The sequence below is a fragment of the Actinomadura geliboluensis genome (genome assembly GCF_005889745.1).
Lineage (GTDB): Bacteria > Actinomycetota > Actinomycetes > Streptosporangiales > Streptosporangiaceae > Spirillospora > Spirillospora geliboluensis.
Map to the genome: position 1 here is coordinate 1 of NZ_VCKZ01000065.1, position 16,509 is coordinate 16,509.

14 protein-coding genes are annotated in these 16,509 nt (G+C 72.6%); 6 read left to right on the plus strand and 8 right to left on the minus strand.

Features of this window, described 5'->3' with window-relative positions:
• The coding region (locus ETD96_RS12005; protein WP_240807544.1) for an HAD-IC family P-type ATPase at positions 1-2,352 on the plus strand (2,352 nt) is incomplete at its 5' end.
• Positions 2,353-2,409: 57 nt separating this feature from the next.
• On the opposite strand, the gene ETD96_RS12010 is transcribed toward ETD96_RS12005, so the two are convergent.
• On the minus strand, positions 2,410-3,405 hold the full coding sequence (locus ETD96_RS12010; protein ID WP_138636393.1) for a transposase: 996 nt from the start codon (positions 3,403-3,405) through the stop codon (positions 2,410-2,412).
• Positions 3,406-3,452: 47 nt separating this feature from the next.
• On the opposite strand from ETD96_RS12010, the gene ETD96_RS12015 reads away from it, so the two are divergent.
• Positions 3,453-3,995 carry a nuclear transport factor 2 family protein gene (locus ETD96_RS12015; protein WP_171068984.1) on the plus strand — a complete coding sequence of 181 codons (543 nt, stop codon included), beginning with the start codon at positions 3,453-3,455 and terminating at the stop codon, positions 3,993-3,995.
• A gap of 466 nt (positions 3,996-4,461) precedes the next feature.
• Here the strand turns inward: ETD96_RS12015 and ETD96_RS12020 are convergent, their stop codons facing one another.
• A complete protein-coding gene (locus ETD96_RS12020; protein WP_171068985.1) occupies positions 4,462-5,112 on the minus strand; it encodes a DUF998 domain-containing protein in 651 nt (216 codons plus the stop codon).
• Positions 5,113-5,334: 222 nt separating this feature from the next.
• Here ETD96_RS12020 and ETD96_RS12025 point away from each other — a divergent pair, with 222 nt between their 5' ends.
• Positions 5,335-5,766: a RidA family protein gene (locus tag ETD96_RS12025; RefSeq protein WP_138636396.1), complete on the plus strand. Its 432-nt coding sequence runs from the start codon at positions 5,335-5,337 to the stop codon at positions 5,764-5,766.
• 100 nt (positions 5,767-5,866) lie between these two features.
• On the opposite strand, the gene ETD96_RS12030 is transcribed toward ETD96_RS12025, so the two are convergent.
• The 5 genes from ETD96_RS12030 to ETD96_RS12050 form a co-directional block, all read right to left on the minus strand.
• Positions 5,867-6,181, minus strand: a complete 315-nt coding sequence (locus ETD96_RS12030; RefSeq protein ID WP_171068986.1) for a hypothetical protein — start codon at positions 6,179-6,181, stop codon at positions 5,867-5,869.
• A 204-nt stretch (positions 6,182-6,385) separates the two neighbouring features.
• Positions 6,386-8,086, minus strand: coding sequence for a thiol reductant ABC exporter subunit CydC (cydC, locus tag ETD96_RS12035; RefSeq protein ID WP_138636397.1), 1,701 nt, complete (start codon positions 8,084-8,086; stop codon positions 6,386-6,388).
• Positions 8,083-9,696 carry a thiol reductant ABC exporter subunit CydD gene (gene cydD / locus ETD96_RS12040; RefSeq protein ID WP_138636398.1) on the minus strand — a complete coding sequence of 538 codons (1,614 nt, stop codon included), beginning with the start codon at positions 9,694-9,696 and terminating at the stop codon, positions 8,083-8,085. The genes cydC and cydD overlap by 4 nt, the downstream gene beginning before the upstream one ends.
• A 7-nt stretch (positions 9,697-9,703) precedes the next feature.
• Positions 9,704-10,822 (minus strand): cytochrome d ubiquinol oxidase subunit II, encoded by a 1,119-nt coding sequence (gene cydB / locus ETD96_RS12045; RefSeq protein WP_138636399.1) that lies wholly within the window; start codon positions 10,820-10,822, stop codon positions 9,704-9,706.
• A gap of 26 nt (positions 10,823-10,848) precedes the next feature.
• Positions 10,849-12,279 carry a cytochrome ubiquinol oxidase subunit I gene (locus tag ETD96_RS12050; RefSeq protein ID WP_138636400.1) on the minus strand — a complete coding sequence of 477 codons (1,431 nt, stop codon included), beginning with the start codon at positions 12,277-12,279 and terminating at the stop codon, positions 10,849-10,851.
• A 375-nt stretch (positions 12,280-12,654) separates the two neighbouring features.
• Here ETD96_RS12050 and ETD96_RS12055 point away from each other — a divergent pair, with 375 nt between their 5' ends.
• The 3 genes from ETD96_RS12055 (at position 12,655) to ETD96_RS12065 (ending at position 15,997) form a co-directional block, all read left to right on the plus strand.
• On the plus strand, positions 12,655-13,332 hold the full coding sequence (locus ETD96_RS12055) for a TetR/AcrR family transcriptional regulator (RefSeq protein ID WP_240807546.1): 678 nt from the start codon (positions 12,655-12,657) through the stop codon (positions 13,330-13,332).
• A gap of 89 nt (positions 13,333-13,421) precedes the next feature.
• Positions 13,422-14,348: an ABC transporter ATP-binding protein gene (locus ETD96_RS12060; RefSeq protein ID WP_138636402.1), complete on the plus strand. Its 927-nt coding sequence runs from the start codon at positions 13,422-13,424 to the stop codon at positions 14,346-14,348.
• A complete protein-coding gene (locus ETD96_RS12065; RefSeq protein ID WP_138636403.1) occupies positions 14,345-15,997 on the plus strand; it encodes an ABC transporter permease in 1,653 nt (550 codons plus the stop codon). The genes ETD96_RS12060 and ETD96_RS12065 overlap by 4 nt, the downstream gene beginning before the upstream one ends.
• 35 nt (positions 15,998-16,032) lie before the next feature.
• On the opposite strand, the gene ETD96_RS12070 is transcribed toward ETD96_RS12065, so the two are convergent.
• Entirely contained in the window at positions 16,033-16,479 is a 447-nt protein-coding gene (locus ETD96_RS12070; protein ID WP_205719223.1) for a CBS domain-containing protein, read from the minus strand.
• Positions 16,480-16,509 lie beyond the last annotated feature (30 nt).

Genomic DNA, 16,509 nt, shown 5'->3' on the forward strand with positions numbered 1-16,509 from the left:
GCCCAGGTGCATGACCGGGTCAGGTGGGGTCGCACGAACGATGTGCCGCGGCGCTCCAGCCGGTCCGGGGTCGAGATCGTCCGCGCGAACGTGCTGACACGGTTCAACGCGCTTATCGGGTCGCTGCTGGTCCTCGTGCTGGTCTTCGGGCAGTGGCAGGACGGGCTGTTCGGTTTGATCATCGTGGCGAACTCGGCGATCGGGGTCGTCCAGGAACTGCGCGCGAAGCGGACCCTGGACCGGCTCGCCGTGCTCGGCGAGGCGCCCGTGCGGGTGCGGCGGGACGGCGCCGTCCGGGAGGTCGACCAACGCGAGGTCGTGCTGGACGACCTGATCGTGCTCGGGAGCGGCGACGAGATCACCGTGGACGGTGACGTGGTGGCCTCCGACGGCCTGGAGGTCGACGAGTCGCTGCTCACCGGGGAGGCCGACGCGGTCCTCAAACAGGCGGGGGCGCAGGTGCGGTCGGGCAGCTTCGTGGTGGCGGGCTCCGGCGCGTTCACCGCCGCGAAGGTCGGCCGGGACGCCTACGCGGCGCGCCTGGTGGCGGAGGCGAGCCGCTTCTCGCTGGCGCACTCGGAGCTGATGGCGGGCATCAACGCGTTCCTCAAATACGTGACCTGGCTGATCGTCCCGGCCGGGATCCTGCTGTTCGCCACCCAGTTCGCCGCGGCCGACAACGCCTCCGACGCCGTGACCGGCGCGGTCGCGGGGGTGGTGACGATGGTCCCGGAGGGGCTCGTGCTGATGACGAGCATCGCGTTCGCGGTCGGGGTGGTCCGGGTCGGGCGGCGGCGCTGCCTGGTCCAGGAACTGCCCGCGATCGAGAGCCTGGCCAGGGTGGACGTGCTGTGCGTCGACAAGACCGGCACGCTCACCGAGACCGGCATGGACCTCGGGGAGGTGATCGTCCTGCGCGAGGACCTGCCGGCCCGGGAGGCGCTCGCGTCGGTCGCCGCGTCCGACCCCGATCCGAACGCCACGATGCGGGCCGTCCTCGCCGGGCTCGACGGCGCCGAGCCGTGGCCGGCCGGCGGGACCGTCCCGTTCTCCTCGGCCCGCAAGTGGAGCGGCGCGGAGTTCGACGGCCGCGGAAGCTGGGTGCTCGGCGCGGCGGACGTCCTCCTCGGCGCGGACGCCCCGGCCCGCCGCCGGGCCGGGGAACTGGGCGCCGCCGGTTTGCGGGTGCTGGCCCTCGCCCGCGTGCCGGACGGCTCGCTCGGCGACCCCGGCCGGCTCGACGCGGCGGCCGCGGAACCGGCCGCGCTCCTGGTGCTGCGGCAGCGGCTGCGACCGGAGGCGGCCCCGACCCTGCGGTACTTCGCCGAGCAGGGCGTCTCGGTGAAAGTGATCTCCGGCGACGACCCGGTCTCCGTCGGCGCGATCGCCCGCGCCCTCGGCCTGCACGGCGCCGACCACCCGGTCGACGCCCGCGGGCTCCCGGCCGACACCGCCGCGAAGGCGGACGTCCTGGACGAGAACTCGGTGTTCGGGCGGGTCGGGCCGCGGCAGAAGCAGGCGATGGTCCGGGCGCTGCGGTCCCGGGGCCGTACGGTCGCGATGACGGGCGACGGCGTCAACGACGTCCTCGCGCTCAAGGACGCCGATCTCGGCGTGGCGATGGGATCGGGCAGCGGCGCGGCCAGGTCCGTCGCGCAGGTCGTGCTGCTGGACGACCGCTTCGCGACGCTGCCGCACGTGGTCGCCGAGGGGCGGCGCGTCCTCGGCAACATCGAGCGGGTCGCGAACCTGTTCCTCACCAAGACCGTGTACGCGATCATCCTGGTGGTGCTGGTCGGGCTGGCGAACGTCCGGTTCCCGTTCCTGCCCCGGCACCTGACGCTGATCAGCTCGCTGACCATCGGCGTGCCCGCGTTCTTCCTGGCGCTCGCGCCGAACACCGAGCGGGCCCGTCCCGGATTCGTGCCGCGCGTCCTGCGGTTCGCGGTACCCGCCGGGATCGCCTGCGGCGGCGCCACGTTCGCGGGCTACTACCTCGCCACCGAGCAGCCGCCCGGCGACTTCGCCGACCTCAGCACGACGGCGTCCGTCGCGCTGTTCGCGCTGACCCTCTGGGTCCTGGCCCTGATCGCGCGGCCCTGGAACTGGTGGCGGCTCGGCCTCGTCGCGGCGATGGCCGCCGCGTTCGCCGTCGTCCTGAGCGTCCCGCCGCTGCGGCACTTCTTCGCCCTGGAGACCGGTCCTACGCGCAACGATGCCGTCGCGCTGGCGATCGCGGTCGCCGCCGCCGTGCTGCTGACCGCCGCTCTCCGCTACCTCCCCGACCTCGCGAACCTATGGCGGCGCCGACGGGCAGTCTCTGAAGGGCGGCGGCGCACTGGTGACTGGTGACGGACGAGTCGGGTTCCGTCCTCGGGTGGGTTGGGGGAGTGAAGCATGGTGTCACTGTCACGACTTTTCCGTGTCCAGACCACTGCTGCTGCTGCCGTCGTTGTCGCCGGTGGGGCTGCCGGTGGCGAGTGCGGTGGTGATGCGCTGCCAGGTGCCGTCGCGGGTCCACAGCCGGAAGCGGCCGTAGACCGTGCGCCAGTTCCCGTACCGGTCGGGCAGCTGTCGCCAGGGGATCTGGGTGCGTTCGCGGAACCGGATCCCGTCGATGACGGTGCGATGATCCGCCCAGCGGGGTCCGCGGCCGGCATCGTCCGGTAGCAGCGGGGAGATCCTCTCCCACTGCTCGTCCGACAGGTCGTGTTCAGATGCCGCCGCCGACGGAGCTTGTTTCATAAAACAGTCCGGCGACGTCGCGTGCAGCCGGGCCCGGGTCTGCTGCACGAGATCGTCGAACAGGTCGTCGTCATGACGCTCGCTCATCCGGGCGGCGATGCGGGCCCACCTTTCCGGTGCGCCGGGCACCGTGTCCTTGAGCGTCGCCCCGACATCGTGACCGGCGTCCGCCAGCGGGGACTTGGCCTCCAGGAGCACCACGCCCACGGTCGTGCGGGCGATCCAGACGAATGCGTCCGCTCTCGCGTCGTCGTCCAACGGGCCTCGTTCCAGCGCGGCCAGAAGCCGGTCGAGCGCCGCGGCCCACGCGAGGGACAGCCGAGCATGGGAGCCGAACAGCGGGGCGACCCAGGGGTGGGCGACCATGCAGCGCCGCACGTCCCGCATCCAGGCGACGACGCTCTCGTCCCATGGCACGGGCTGCGGCCCGGCCTTTCCCACGTCCTCCAGGACCAGACCGGACACCCCGGCCAGGAGCGCGTCCCGGTCGGTGACGTGGCGGTAGATCGCCATCGGCGTCACCCCGAGCCGCTCGGCGGTGGCGGCCATGGTCAGCGCTTCCAGGCCGCCCTCGTCGAGCACGCTCCGGGCGGCGAGCAGGACGTCCCGCACGGTACGACCGCGCCGGACCGGCGGAGAGGAATTCGTTGACTGCCCCATAGGCCCAATGCTAAGTCTACGGCATACACAAAATGAAGGAGGCTGGAGTGGCCGTTATCGACCCGAAGAAGTCATGGGCCGCGCTTGAGGAGCGTCTCGCCCGGGAGACCGACCCGATCCTGCGCCGGAACCTGGAGATCGTCATCACCCATTCCAAGGCCGAGGCCCGCGGCGATCTCGACGCCCTGATGGCCACCCTCACCGACACCCCCGCCTACCGCCTCGGCGAGCCGGGCGCGCCCGGCATGACCCCGCACGGCCAGGCCGAGGTCCGCGCCTTCTACAGCGATTTCATCGCCTCGGGCGCCACCCGGCTCGAGCATGACATCGACCGGCTCGCGGTCGACCGCGACTGCGTGGTCACGGACGGGCTGATGCGGATGGCCTACCCCGGCCGCACGCTGCTCGCCCTGGGGATCGAGGTCGACGACCCCGATGCGTTCTACCTGTACGAGACCCGGATGGCGATCGTCTGGCCGATCGACGAGGACGGCCGCATCATCGGAGAGGAGAGCTACACCGACCGCGACGGCTTCGCCGGCATCGCCGGCCGCAAGCTCGCCCCCGCCGACATCGAGGCCCTCGCCTGAGAGCGTTTCGCAGTATCGGTTCCTCCTGATCCTGATGCCGCCCGGTATGTCCTCGCCTGCACGGTCGAAGAGCCCGGCCGCCGCGACACCGAAGGCGTCCGCCACCCGCATCACGCTGATCGACCGAGCCCTGGATGACCTCCGCTCCAGCAGCCACTGCCTACCGGAGAAGGACGCCGGCGCATCAACGTAATCGGCATCCACTCCTTCACCACCAACTGATCTGGATGAATGTCCGGTCTTCATGGGTGCCGGACAGGTCGGTGGTCCCGGGGTGCATTCCCCGGGGCCATCCGGCCCGGCCTCCGACTGCCGGCGCACCCTGTCGCTTGGGTAACCGCAGCGCCGGATCCGCGTGCCGTACCGGGCCGTGCCGTGCCGGACGTACGAACGCGCCCACTTCATCAAGCGGCCGCGGCCACTGGCCGGAGTGCTAGGAGCAAGCCGTACGGCCGAGGGTGCGGTGTCATCCGTTTCGTACTGTTTCGCTGCGTTGTGTGCGTGAGAGAAGGCGCAACGCCAGGACGGTTTGCCACGACAATGCCGTCGTTATGGCAATGCGTTGGAACAGTCCGGCCAGGTCGCCCAGTTGTCCCGTCTGACCGAAGGCGGCGCTGGAGATGAGCATGGTGACGGTGAAGGCGACGCCGCTGAGGATGCAGTAGAGCCGCCAGCGCGCTGAACCCTGGCGCGCGAACACGAAACATGCAGTGGTGAGCACGGCGAATCCAGCCAGTGAGACGTAGTCGTGAAGGGCGCCGTGCGTGGTGGCGTTTGGGATCCGGTCGGGGGTCCCCGCCGGGTAGCCCCCGACCGGATCGGTCACGAAGATGCCTGCGCCGAGCAGTGCGGTTCCCCACAGGCCGATCAAGAGCGGTTTCCAGGTCGAGGGGCGGGACGCACGGTGGACGCCGATGGCGAACACGATGGTGAGCGCGGCGGCGAGCAGGAAGTCGAGGGTCTGCATCCAGCCGTACTTGCCGAGAGCAAGTGAGCTGACGGGATGGCGCAGTGGGTCGTAACCCGCGCGGGTGGCTCCTTCGGCGAGGTAAACGAGGGTGAAGAGGGGGCCCGCGATTGCTCCGCAGAACAAGGGCACCCGTGATCGGGTCTCCATGCTGTCAACGTAGGTTGACAACCTGGCAAGTGTCAACATGGGTTGACGTTCTGGACGTGCTCCTCGGTGTCCGCCAGTCGAGCCCGGGCATCTCCGCCTCGCTGCGATGGGCGGTCGAGCGTGCGTGAGTGGGGAGCCGTGTACGGCTCGGTGTCGTTTTGCGATCATGGAAGTGCTCGCACATCGCCGATCCACCCGCCGACGAGGAGAGCGACGACTTTGGTGATCGACCCGATCGACCCGAACGACCTGCCTGAATCATCACCGGCCTACACCCATGGCACGCTGGTCAGTGGCGCACATCAGACGCTGTACATCAGCGGCCAGCCGCCGTGGACGACCGACGGGGACATCCCTGCCGACTTCGACGGACAATGCCGCTTGGCCTGGGAAAACGTGAAAACCGTGCTGGCCGCCGCTGGTATGGCGGTGCAGAATCTCGCCAAGGTCACCATATATCTGTCCGACCGGTGCCATCGCGAGGCCAACAGCCGGATACGCCATGAAGTGCTCGGCGGCCACCGCCCCGCAATCACGATCATCATCACCGGCATCTACGACGAGGCTTGGCTTCTTGAGATCGAAGCCGTCGCCGTCGCCCCGGCACCTACCCCCGCCCCTCATGCGGAGGACGAGGCACAGCAGCGAAAATAGGACCACGCCTCGCGGCGCGGCGGACCAGCAGGCACGATGGTGTGGCGTCGTCCCGGTGGGCCACTATCACGGCGCGGGTCGTCCTTGTGGCAAACCCGGATCAACCCTCCCAACGCTGCCAGAGCATTTCGAGTCCCAATGCGATGGCGCACAGTACCCCCATGGATCCCGGAACGGCCACGAATGCCACATGGATCAGGTCGCTCTGGTCGGGGAGGAACAGGTCGACCCATCCCAAAGCCAGCGCCAAAGCGGTTGAGATCCCGCCGATACGGGAAGCCCATTCGAAAAGGTATGTATGCCACTTCTTTGTCACCACTGAGTCTCTCGACCGCACATCGATGCTGAAGAAGATCAACAGAACGGCGAGGAACGAGATCAGGCTGACCATGTCGGCCGACGGCATCTGGCGCATACCGCGACTCTAGTTTCAGCGATGCGGCCCATCCGGCAAATATTGCGCAACGCACCCGAGGTCAGCTTTCGACGCAAAGATTGTGAGCCGTCTGACCGGCCTCGCCTTTTGCGTTGAACCGGACACGGTTGTGGAAAGAGCGCGTCCGGCAGATCAGGTGGGCCCGCCGTGCTGCTACCGGCGGCCGGACGGGCTGGTTCCGCGTCACCCTCCCAAGCGCCGACGGGCGGGGGCGGTGATCGGGGTGTCCGGGTGGAGGCGGCCGGATCGTAGGTGCAGGGTCCGGTCGATGGACCCGGGTGGCGGGGGAGTGTGCGTGATGAGCAGGATCCCCGGCCCGGACGTGTCGCCCAGGACGTCGGTGACGAGTTCGCGGGCGGTCGCGGCGTCGAGGTGGGCCGCGGGCTCGTCGAGGATCAGGATCCGCGCGCCGGACAGGAAGGCGCGGGCGAGTGCGATCCGCTGGCGCTGGCCGCCGGAGACGCGGGCGCCGTGCTCGCCGACGGGGGTGTCCAGGCCGCCGGGGAGGCGGGCGATCCAGTCCCAGGCGCGGGCGCGGCGCAGCGAGTCGACGATCTCGGCTTCGGTGGCGTCCGGCCTGGCGAGGGCGACGTTGGCGCGGATCGTGGTGGCGAACAGGTGGGCGTGCTGGTCGACGAGGCAGATCGCGCGCCGGACGTCGTCCTGGGCGTAGTCGCGCAGATCGTGGCCGTCGAGGGTGATGCGGCCCCCGTCCGGGTCGCGGAACCGGACCAGCAGGTGCGCCAGGGTGCTCTTGCCCGCGCCGCTCGGGCCGAGGAGCGCGACGCGGTGCCCCGGGCGGAGGTCGAGGTCGACGCCGTCCAGGACCCAGGGGGAGTCGGCGGTGTAGCGCGCGCGCACGCCGCGGATCCGGAGCAGGTCGCCGCGCGGCGCGGGCAGCGGCCGGGCCGGGTCGGCGGCGGGCGCCGGGCGGGCGGTGAGCGCGTCGAGGCGGGCGGCGGCGCCGTGCGCGGTGAGCAGGTCGCGGGCCGCCTCCGGAAGCGGCCGGACGGCCTCGAACGCGGCCGTGGCCGCCAGGGCGAGCGCCGCGAGCAGGACGCCGGGCAGCGCGTCCCGGCGGACGGCGTCCAGCCCCGCGACCAGCACGGCGAGGGTCGTCGCGGCGGTGAGGAGGGTCGTCGCGGCCGAGGTGGACCCGGCGGTGCGGGCGTCGCGGCGGGTGATCCGGGCCAGGACGGCGTCGGCGGCGGCGATCCGGCGGAGCTGGTCGTCCACGCGGCCGAAGGCGACCAGGTCGGGGGCGCCGTGCAGGAGTTCGACGGTCTCGGCGTTGCGCGCCGCGCGGGCGGCGGCCTCCCGCGCCGCGATCGAGCGGGCGAGCACGCCGGCCGCGGCGGGCAGCACGAGCGCGGCGGGCAGCAGGCCGAGCGCCAGCCACAGCCCGGCCGCCGGCAGCAGCCACGCGGCGGCGGCGACGGAGCCGATCCCCACGGCGAGCGCGACGAGCGGCGGGACGAGGCCGCGCAGGTACAGGTGCTGGACGGCGTCGACATCGGCGACGAACCCGCTGAGCAGGTCGCCCGAGCGGGCCCCCGGCAGGCCCGCCGGGACGAGCGGTTCCAGCCGCCGGAACCACCGCACCCGCAGCTCCCGCAGCAGCCGCAGGCTCGTGTCGTGGGAGACCAGCCGCTCGGCGTAGCGGAACACGGCCCGGGACAGGCTGAGCGCGCGCACCGCCGTGATCGCCAGGGCGAGGGTGACGATCTCCGGGCGAAGCGCGGCACGGGAGATCAGGTAGCCGGACATGCCCATCAGCGCGACCGCGGAGCCGAAGGCGAGCGCGCCGCAGCCCGCGGACGCGGCGAACCGGTGCGCGACGGGACGGGCGGCGGCGAGCAACGCCGGCAGCGGGCGGCCGCTCACGCGAGGATCCCCGCCCGCGCCCCGGTCACGTCGATCACCTGGTCGGCGCCCGACGCCAGCCGGGCGTCGTGCGTGGCGACCACCACCGTGCGGCCGCGCAGGGACAGGACGGCGTCGGTCACGTGCCGGGCGGCGGCCGCGTCGAGGTGGGCGGTGGGCTCGTCCAGCAGCAGGAGCGGCGCGGGGCGGGCCAGTGCCCGCGCCAGGGCCAGGCGGCGCAGTTCTCCCGCCGACAGGCCCGCGCCCGCCTCGCCGACGGTGCGGTGCAGCAGCGCGCCCGCACCGGCCAGTTCGGCGGCGGCGACGGGGTTCAGCCCGCCGGGCTCGGCCGGGGTGATGGCCTCCAGGACCGGGCCGGGACGCAGCCGCGGGCGCTGCGGCAGCCAGGCGACCTGCCGCCGCCACTCGTCCGGGTCGAACGCGGCGAGGTCCGTCCCGTCCACGGTGATGAGCCCCGACGACGGCTCGACGAAGCGCATCAGCAGGGCCAGCAGGGTGCTCTTGCCGGCGCCGCTGTCCCCGACGAGGACGGTGCGCGTCTCCGGGCGGATCTCCGCCGACAGGCCCGCCAGGACGGGCGGCCCGTCGTATCCGGCGGTGACGTCCGCGAGCCGGACGACTCCGAACCCGGCCGGGCGCGGGCGGGCCGGGACGGGCACGGCGGGCGGCAGCGCGAGCAGCGCCGACAGCCGCCGCGACGCGGTGAGCCCGTCGGCGGCGGCGTGGAACTCGGCCGCGAGTGCGCGCAGCGGCCCGTACAGCTCCGGCGCGAGGACGAGGACGGCCAGGCCCGCCTCCAGTTCCAGGCCGCCGCTCGCCAGCCGCAGGCCGATGCCGACCGCGACCAGCGCGGTGCCGAGGGTGGCGGCGAGCTCCAGCACGAGCGCCGACAGGAACGCGATCCGCAGGACCCGCATCGTGTCCCGCCGGTAGCGGTCGGTGGTCGCGGCGATCGCGGCCGCCTGCGCGGCGCCCCGGCGGTGGGCGCGCAGGGTCGTCAGCCCGTTCACCACGTCCAGGAAGTGCCCGCTCATCAGGGCCAGGGCCCGCCACCGCTCCCGGGTCCGGGCGCTGGTGGAGCGCCCGATCAGCGCCCCGAAGAGCGGGATCAGCGGCAGCGTGACCGCCATGACCACCGCCGAGAGGACGTCCTGGAAGGCGACCCAGACGAGGATCATGGGAGGCGCGAGCGCGGCGGTCGCCAGCTGCGGCAGGAACCGGGCGACATAGCCCTCCAGCGCCTCCACGCCCTCGGTGGTGACGGTCACCGCCTCCCCGGACGGCACACTCCCCGGACGCGCCCGCACCACCCGGCCGAGCACCCGTCCGCGCAGCTCGCGGACCATCCGGGACGCGGCCGTGCGGGCGCCGGTCTCCCGCGTCCAGCCGATCGCGGCGCGCGCCGCGCCCGCCGCCGCGAAGCAGACGAGCGCCGGCGCGACGTCCCGCACCCCGCGGTGCCCGAGGAACCCGGCGGCGACGATGTGCGCGAACAGCACGGCCTGCGCGATGGTCAGCGCCGCCGAGCAGGCGGCGAGCACGCCCGCCGCCGCGAGGAACCGGCGGACGCCGGGGACGTCGCGCGGCAGCCGGGGCTCGGTCGCGCGCATCCGCGGCCTACTCCCCGCCCCCGGCGGACGCGCCGCCCGACGACGCGTCGCCCCGCTTCCCGCCCCGCTCCCGGGTGATCATGTGCAGCGGGGTCGGCGGGCGGGTGAAGTCCGCCCGCGAGAGCCGCGCCCGGAACACCCACAGCGCCCACACCTGGTAGACGAGCACGACCGGCACGAACAGCGCGGCGATGATCGTCATGGCGACCAGCGAGTAGTGGTTGGACGCGGTGCTGTAGATCGTCAGGCTGGGGGAGCCGGGCGTGGACGACACCATGACCCGCGGATACAGCCGGGCGAACAGGGCGGCGACCAGCAGCACGGTGGCGACCGACGTGCCGGCGAACGCGGCCATGGGGCGGTTCAGCCAGGCGAGCGGGCCGGCCGCGGCGGCCGCCGCCAGGCTCAGGCCGAGCAGGACGAGCATCGGCACCGGGTACGGGGCCGACGCGTGCGCCTGCACGGCCGTCCAGACCGTGAACGCGATCAGCAGGACGGCGGCCGCCGGCCACAGCGCCAGGGCGAAGCGGCGCGCCCGCGCGTCCAGGCCGTCCTCGGTGCGGACGGCGAGGAACAGCGCGCCGTGCACCGCGAACGCCGCGACGAGCGCGAGCCCGGCGAGCACGGAGTAGCCGCTGAAGAGCGCGCCCTCGCCGGCGGTGACGTCGCCGAGGTCGTCCATCGGCACGCCCCGGGTGATCGAGGCGAACACGACGCCCAGCAGGAAGGGGATCGCGGCGCTGGCGATCGGCATCGCCACGTCCCAGCGGCGGCGCCAGGACAGGTCGTCGTGCTTGTTGCGGTACTCGATGGCGACCCCGCGCACGATGAGCGCGACCAGGACCGCGAAGAAGATCAGGTAGAAGCCGGAGAACATGCCGGCGTACCAGCCGGGGAACGCGGCGAAGGTGGCGCCGCCGGCCACGATGATCCACACCTCGTAGCTGTCCCACACGGGCAGGATCGTGGCGAGCAGCGCGTGCCGCTCCGGGTCGTCGCGGCCGAGGAAGGGGTAGAGCATCCCGACGCCGAAGTCGAAGCCGTCGAGCAGGAAGAACCCCATCCAGAGCACGGCGATCAGCACGAACCACAGCGTCTGGAGGTCGAAGTGCCCTGCGGTCTCCATGGTGGTGCGCCTCCCAGCGGGCCGGGTCAGTAGAGCATCGGCGGCAGTGCGTCCTCGCGGGTCACCCCGGGGGCGGCGGGCTCGGGGCCGGTCCTGATCGCGCGGACCATCAGCCAGCCCATGATCGCGGCGAGCACCCCGTAGACGGCCGCGAAGCCGGCCAGCGTCGCGATCACCTGGCCGCTGCCCACCCGGGGGGAGATCGCGTCGTGCGTCCTCAGCAGCCCCTGGACGATCCACGGCTGGCGCCCCATCTCGGTGAGCAGCCACCCGGCCGTGTTGGCGAGGAACGGCAGCCCGAGGAACGCGTAGGCCGTCAGCGCGAACCAGCGGGACCGCCGCCAGCCGCGCCGGCGGATGATCCACAGCCACAGGACGCTGTACAGCAGCAGGAGGAACCCGATGGTGATCATCACGCGCCAGGACCAGTAGACGCTGCCGATGATCGGGGTGTAGTCGCCGGGGCCGTACCGCGCCCGGTACTCGCGCTGGATGTCGTTGATCCCGCGGATCTCGCCGTTCCACTCGTTGGTCGACAGGACCGACAGGCCGTGCGGCAGGACGATGTCGACGTCCGTCCGGTCCGGGTGCTTCTCCCAGGGCCCGATCGCCAGCAGGGAGAGCGGCGCCGGCGCCTGCGTCTCGTACAGCGCCTCCGCCGCGGCCATCTTCATCGGCTGGTCCTTGACCAGGATCTGCGCCTGGAAGTGCCCCACGAGGATCACGACGACGGACGCCCCCGCCGTCACCCGCAGTGCGCCGCGCGCGGCGGCGCGGAACAGCGTTGCGTCCGGGTCGTCCCCGCCCTCCCGCCGTCCGCGGCGCAGCCGGTACGCGGACGCGGCGATCACCAGGAGCCCGGCGGTGATGAGCGAGGCGGCGATCGTGTGCAGGAAGTGGGTGATCTGCAGCGGCTGGAGGAGGACGGCGCCGAGCGAGGTCATCTCGGCCCGGCCGTCCCGCATCGCGAAGCCGACGGGGCGCTGCATCCAGCTGTTGGCCGCCAGGATGAAGTAGGCGGACGACGTCGTGCCCGCCACCACGAGCCAGATCATCGCCAGGTGCAGGCGCGGGGACAGCCGGTCCCAGCCGAAGATCCACAGCCCGATGAAGGTGGACTCCAGGAAGAACGCCACCAGGCCCTCGATCGCCAGCGGCGCGCCGAACACCGCACCCACGAACCGGGAGTAGACCGACCAGTTCATGCCGAACTGGAACTCCTGCACGATCCCGGTGACGACCCCCAGCGCGAAGTTGATCAGGAAGAGCTTCCCGAAGAACCGCGTCATCCGCAGGTAGTGCTCCTTGCCGGTGCGGTGCCACGCGGTCTGCATCCCGGCGACGAACCAGGCCAGGCCGATCGTGATCGGCACGAACAGGAAGTGGTACACGATGGTCACGGCGAACTGCCACCGGTCGAGGACCGCCGTCGTCTCCACCGTGCGCCCTTCCCTCATCGTAGGAGATCCCGGCGGCCGAGCACGTGCGGGCGGTGAATCCGCCTTCACCGGGATGCACTGGTCACATTTCCCCGGCCGCGCGTCCCGAAAGGCCCCGCACGGTCAATCGTTGATCAAGTTGTGGCCGTGCGTGGAAGCTCACTGGGCGGCATGCCTGTACGCCGGGACATATCCTCAATGTCCGTTTCTGTCTCGGGGGTGGCTCCAGAACCGGGGTGCCCGCACGTACTGGACGCGGTGACGGCAGGCGCCCGGCGGTGGGCTTGCGAAGAGGCGCTACAGGGGACGCCTGGAGGCTTTTCAGTATTTCTTCAAAGCTGTTTCCCGCGGGCACCTTGCCTGATCATTGAACGAGCGTTTAGCGTGGTCTCCGTGCGAACGCGGGACACGTCCTCGGAGGGTGACGCCGACCTCGGCGCCGCCGCCCGCATCCGGGACGCCGCGATCGACCGGTTCGCCAGGGACGGCTTCACCGCCGGGCTGCGGTCCATCGCCGAGGACGCGGCCGTGTCCCCGGGGCTGGTCCTGCACTACTTCGGCTCCAAGCGGGGCCTGCGGCGCGCGTGCGACGAGCACGTCCGCGCGGTGATCGCCGCCGAGAAGCGCGCGGTCACGACCGACGGCAGCGCCGCCCGGCTCCTCGCGCGGCTGGCCGAGGTCGAGCGCTTCGCCCCCCTCACCCTGTACGTGGTGCGATCGCTGCGCGAGGGCGGTGACCTGGCCGCCGAGCTGTTCGAGGACATGATCGGCGACGCGACGCACTATCTGGAGGCGGGCGTGGCGGCCGGGGTGATCCGGCCGAGCCGCGACCCGGCCGCACGGGCACGGGTGATGGCCTACCAGGCGATGGGCTCCCTGCTGATGTGGCTCACGCTGCACCCCGAGCACGCCGAACCGGCGTCCTTCGGCAAGGCGCTGCGCGCCTATGTTGAGGAGGTGACGGCCCCCATGCTGGAGATGTTCACCGAGGGGCTCTACACCGACCGGTCGCTCCTGGAGGAGTACCTCCTGTACGTCCCCGACCCGCCCCGCGACGGCTCGCAGGACTGACGCACCACACCATTTCACCGCCTTATCAAGGCGGGCTGCCGACCATGCCCGGCATTCCCTTCTCCATGCTTTTCAGCGAGGGCTGAACAATGACCCCTGCCATCGAAATCGACGACCTGCGCAAATCCTTCGGAAAAGTGAAGGCGCTGGACGGCCTCGACCTGTCCGTCGAGACCGGTCACGTCCACGGGTTCCTCGGGCCGAACGGCGCCGGGAAGTCCACCACGATCCGGATCCTGCTCGGCGTGCTGCGCGCCGACGCCGGACGGGCCCGGCTGCTCGGCGGCGACCCCTGGGCCGACGCGGTGGAGCTGCACCGCCGCCTCGCCTACGTCCCCGGCGACGTGGAGCTGTGGCCCAACCTCACCGGCGGCGAGGCGATCGACCTGTTCGCCCGGCTGCGCGGCGGCGCCGACCCGGCCCGCCGCGACGAGCTGTGCGAGCGGTTCGACCTCGACCCCACCAAGAAGGGCCGCACCTACTCCAAGGGCAACCGGCAGAAGGTCGCGCTGGTGGCCGCGCTGGCCGGCGACGTCGACCTGCTGCTGCTCGACGAGCCGACCGCAGGACTCGACCCGCTGATGGAGGCCGTCTTCCAGGAGTGCATCCGCGAGGCCCGCGAGGCGGGGCGGACGGTCCTGCTGTCCAGCCACATCCTCGCGCAGGTGGAGGCCCTCGCCGACCGCGTCTCCATCATCCGGAACGGCCGCATCGTGGAGACCGGCACGCTGACCGAGCTGCGGCACCTGACCCGCACCACCGTCACCGCGACCACCGACCGGGACGCCCGCGCCCTCGCCGAGCTGCCCGGCGTCCACGACCTGCGCACCGAGAACGGGCAGCTCCGCTTCGACGTCGACGGCGATCACCTGGCGGCCGCCGTCCGGCGCCTCGGTGAGCTGGACGTCCAGGCCCTCACCGCGCACCCGCCGACCCTGGAGCAGCTGCTGCTGCGCCATTACGGCGACGAGCTGGCTCGCACCGGCAACGGCGCGGCCGCGGGGAGGACGTCGTGACCGCGACGACCCTGCCCGCGCCCGTCCGCAGCGCGTCCGGGGGAGCGCTGGCGGGCACCGGCGTGCTGCTGCGGTTCATGCTGCGCCGCGACCGCGTCCGGTTCCCCGCCTGGACGCTCGGCCTGGCCCTGCTGATGGGCTACTTCACCACGGCACTGAACTCCGTCTACTCCACGACCGAGCAGCTGGAGTCGGTCAGCTCGTTCTCCACCAGCCCCGCCGGGGCGATCTTCGGCGGCCCCGGGTACGGCTACGACGCCATCACCCTCGAACGGTTCCTCTCAGGCCAGTACGGGCTGTACATCATGCTCGGCGCGGCGCTGATGGCGCTGCTGACCGTCACCCGGCACACCCGCGCCGAGGAGCGCTCGGGGCGCGCCGAACTGGTCCGCGCGAACGTCGTCGGACGGTCCGCCCAGCTCACCGCCGCGCTGATCCTCACCGCGCTGATGTGCGCCACGGCCGCCGTCCTGGTCACCGCGATCATGCTCGCCGCCGGGTACGCCGCCGCGGGGTCGGCCTTGTTCGGGGCGTCCGTCGGCGCCGTCGGCCTCGTGTTCGGCGGCATCGCCGCGACCGCCGTGCAGGTCTTCGCCTACCCCCGCGGCGCCTCCGGACTCACCGGAGCGGTCCTCGGTGCCGCGTTCGTCGTCCGGGGCATCGGCGACATGGCGGCCGTCCAGGACGGCGGCGGCTCCCGGCTGTCGTGGCTGTCCCCGCTCGGCTGGTCGCAGCAGACCGCGCCCTACGTGCTCGACCGGTGGTGGCCGCTGGCCCTCTCCCTGGCCTGCGCCGCCGCGACCGCCGCCGCCGGGTACCGCCTCGCCGGCCGCCGCGACCTGGACGCGGGGCTCGTCCCGCCGCGACCGGGCCCGCCCCGCGCCGCCGCCTGGCTCCGCACCGCGCCGACCTTGGCGTTCCGCCTCCAGCGCGCCGCGATCACCGGCTGGAGCGTCGCGCTCCTGGTCGCCGGCGCGGCCTACGGCGCGTTCGCCCAGCCGATGGCCGACGGGCTGGACGACGCCCCGGAAGATCTGATCGCCGTCATGGGCGGCGGCGGGGACCTGGTCGTCGGCTACCTCGGCGTCATGGGCCTGACCATGGCGTTCACGGTCGCCGTGTTCGCGATCCTGGCCGTGCAGGCGGTGCGGGGCGAGGAGTCGGCCGGACGCACCGAACCCGTCCTCGCCACCGCCGTCGGCCGCACCGGCTGGCTCGGCGGCAACCTCGCCGTCACCGCGCTCGCCGTCCCGTGGCTGCTGTTCCTCGCTGGCCTCGGCACCGGCGCGGCCGCCGCCGTCGGCACCGGCGACGCCGCGCTCCTGTGGAAGACGATCCTGGGGCATATCGCCCACACGCCGGCCGTGTGGCTGCTCCTCGCCGCCGCCGGCCTGCTGTACGGGGCGCTGCCCCGCGCGGTGCCGGCCGTCTGGGCCGTCCTCGGCTACGGCGTCGTCGCCGGGTTCTTCGCCCCCGTCCTCGACATCCCCGGCGGCGCGGTCGACCTCTCGCCGTTCGCGCATGTCGGCGAGTACCCGCGCGAAGACGTGAGCGCCGCGGCGGCCGGGATCCTGACCCTCGCGGCCGCGGCCCTCACCGCACTCGCGCTGTGGGCGTTCCGCCGCCGAGACCTCACGACCACGGCATGACGGCGCACCCGCCCGCCCGGCGGGGCGGGCGGGTGTCACGCGGCCAGCAGCCTGTCGAGCAGCGCACCCCAGCTCACCGCCCCCAGCACACCGCCGTCGTCGGCGACGACGGCCACGATCGGGCACCCCGTGCTGGTCATCGACGCCGCCGCCTCCAGCACCGTGGCGTCCGGGCCAACCACCGCCGACTTACGGCGGTCGCGGGGGAGGCAGTCCCGCACCGGCCGGTCGGCGCACTCGGTCAGGAACTCGTCGGCGTGCTCCTCGTCGATGACGCGCGCCAGTGCCGCCCGCTCGCCCACGTACGGCGGGACCACCAGCCGCAGCACCTCGGTCACCGAGAGCACCGCCACCAGACGCTCCCGGCCGTCCACCACGACCAGACCCGGCACCTTCCGACGCCACATCGCCCGCACCGCGTCCAAGACCCGGTCATCCAGCCCGACGACGGGGACCTCGTCAGCAAGCTCACGCACCAGCACCGGAACCTCCGCTGCACGCTTCTCCGAGGT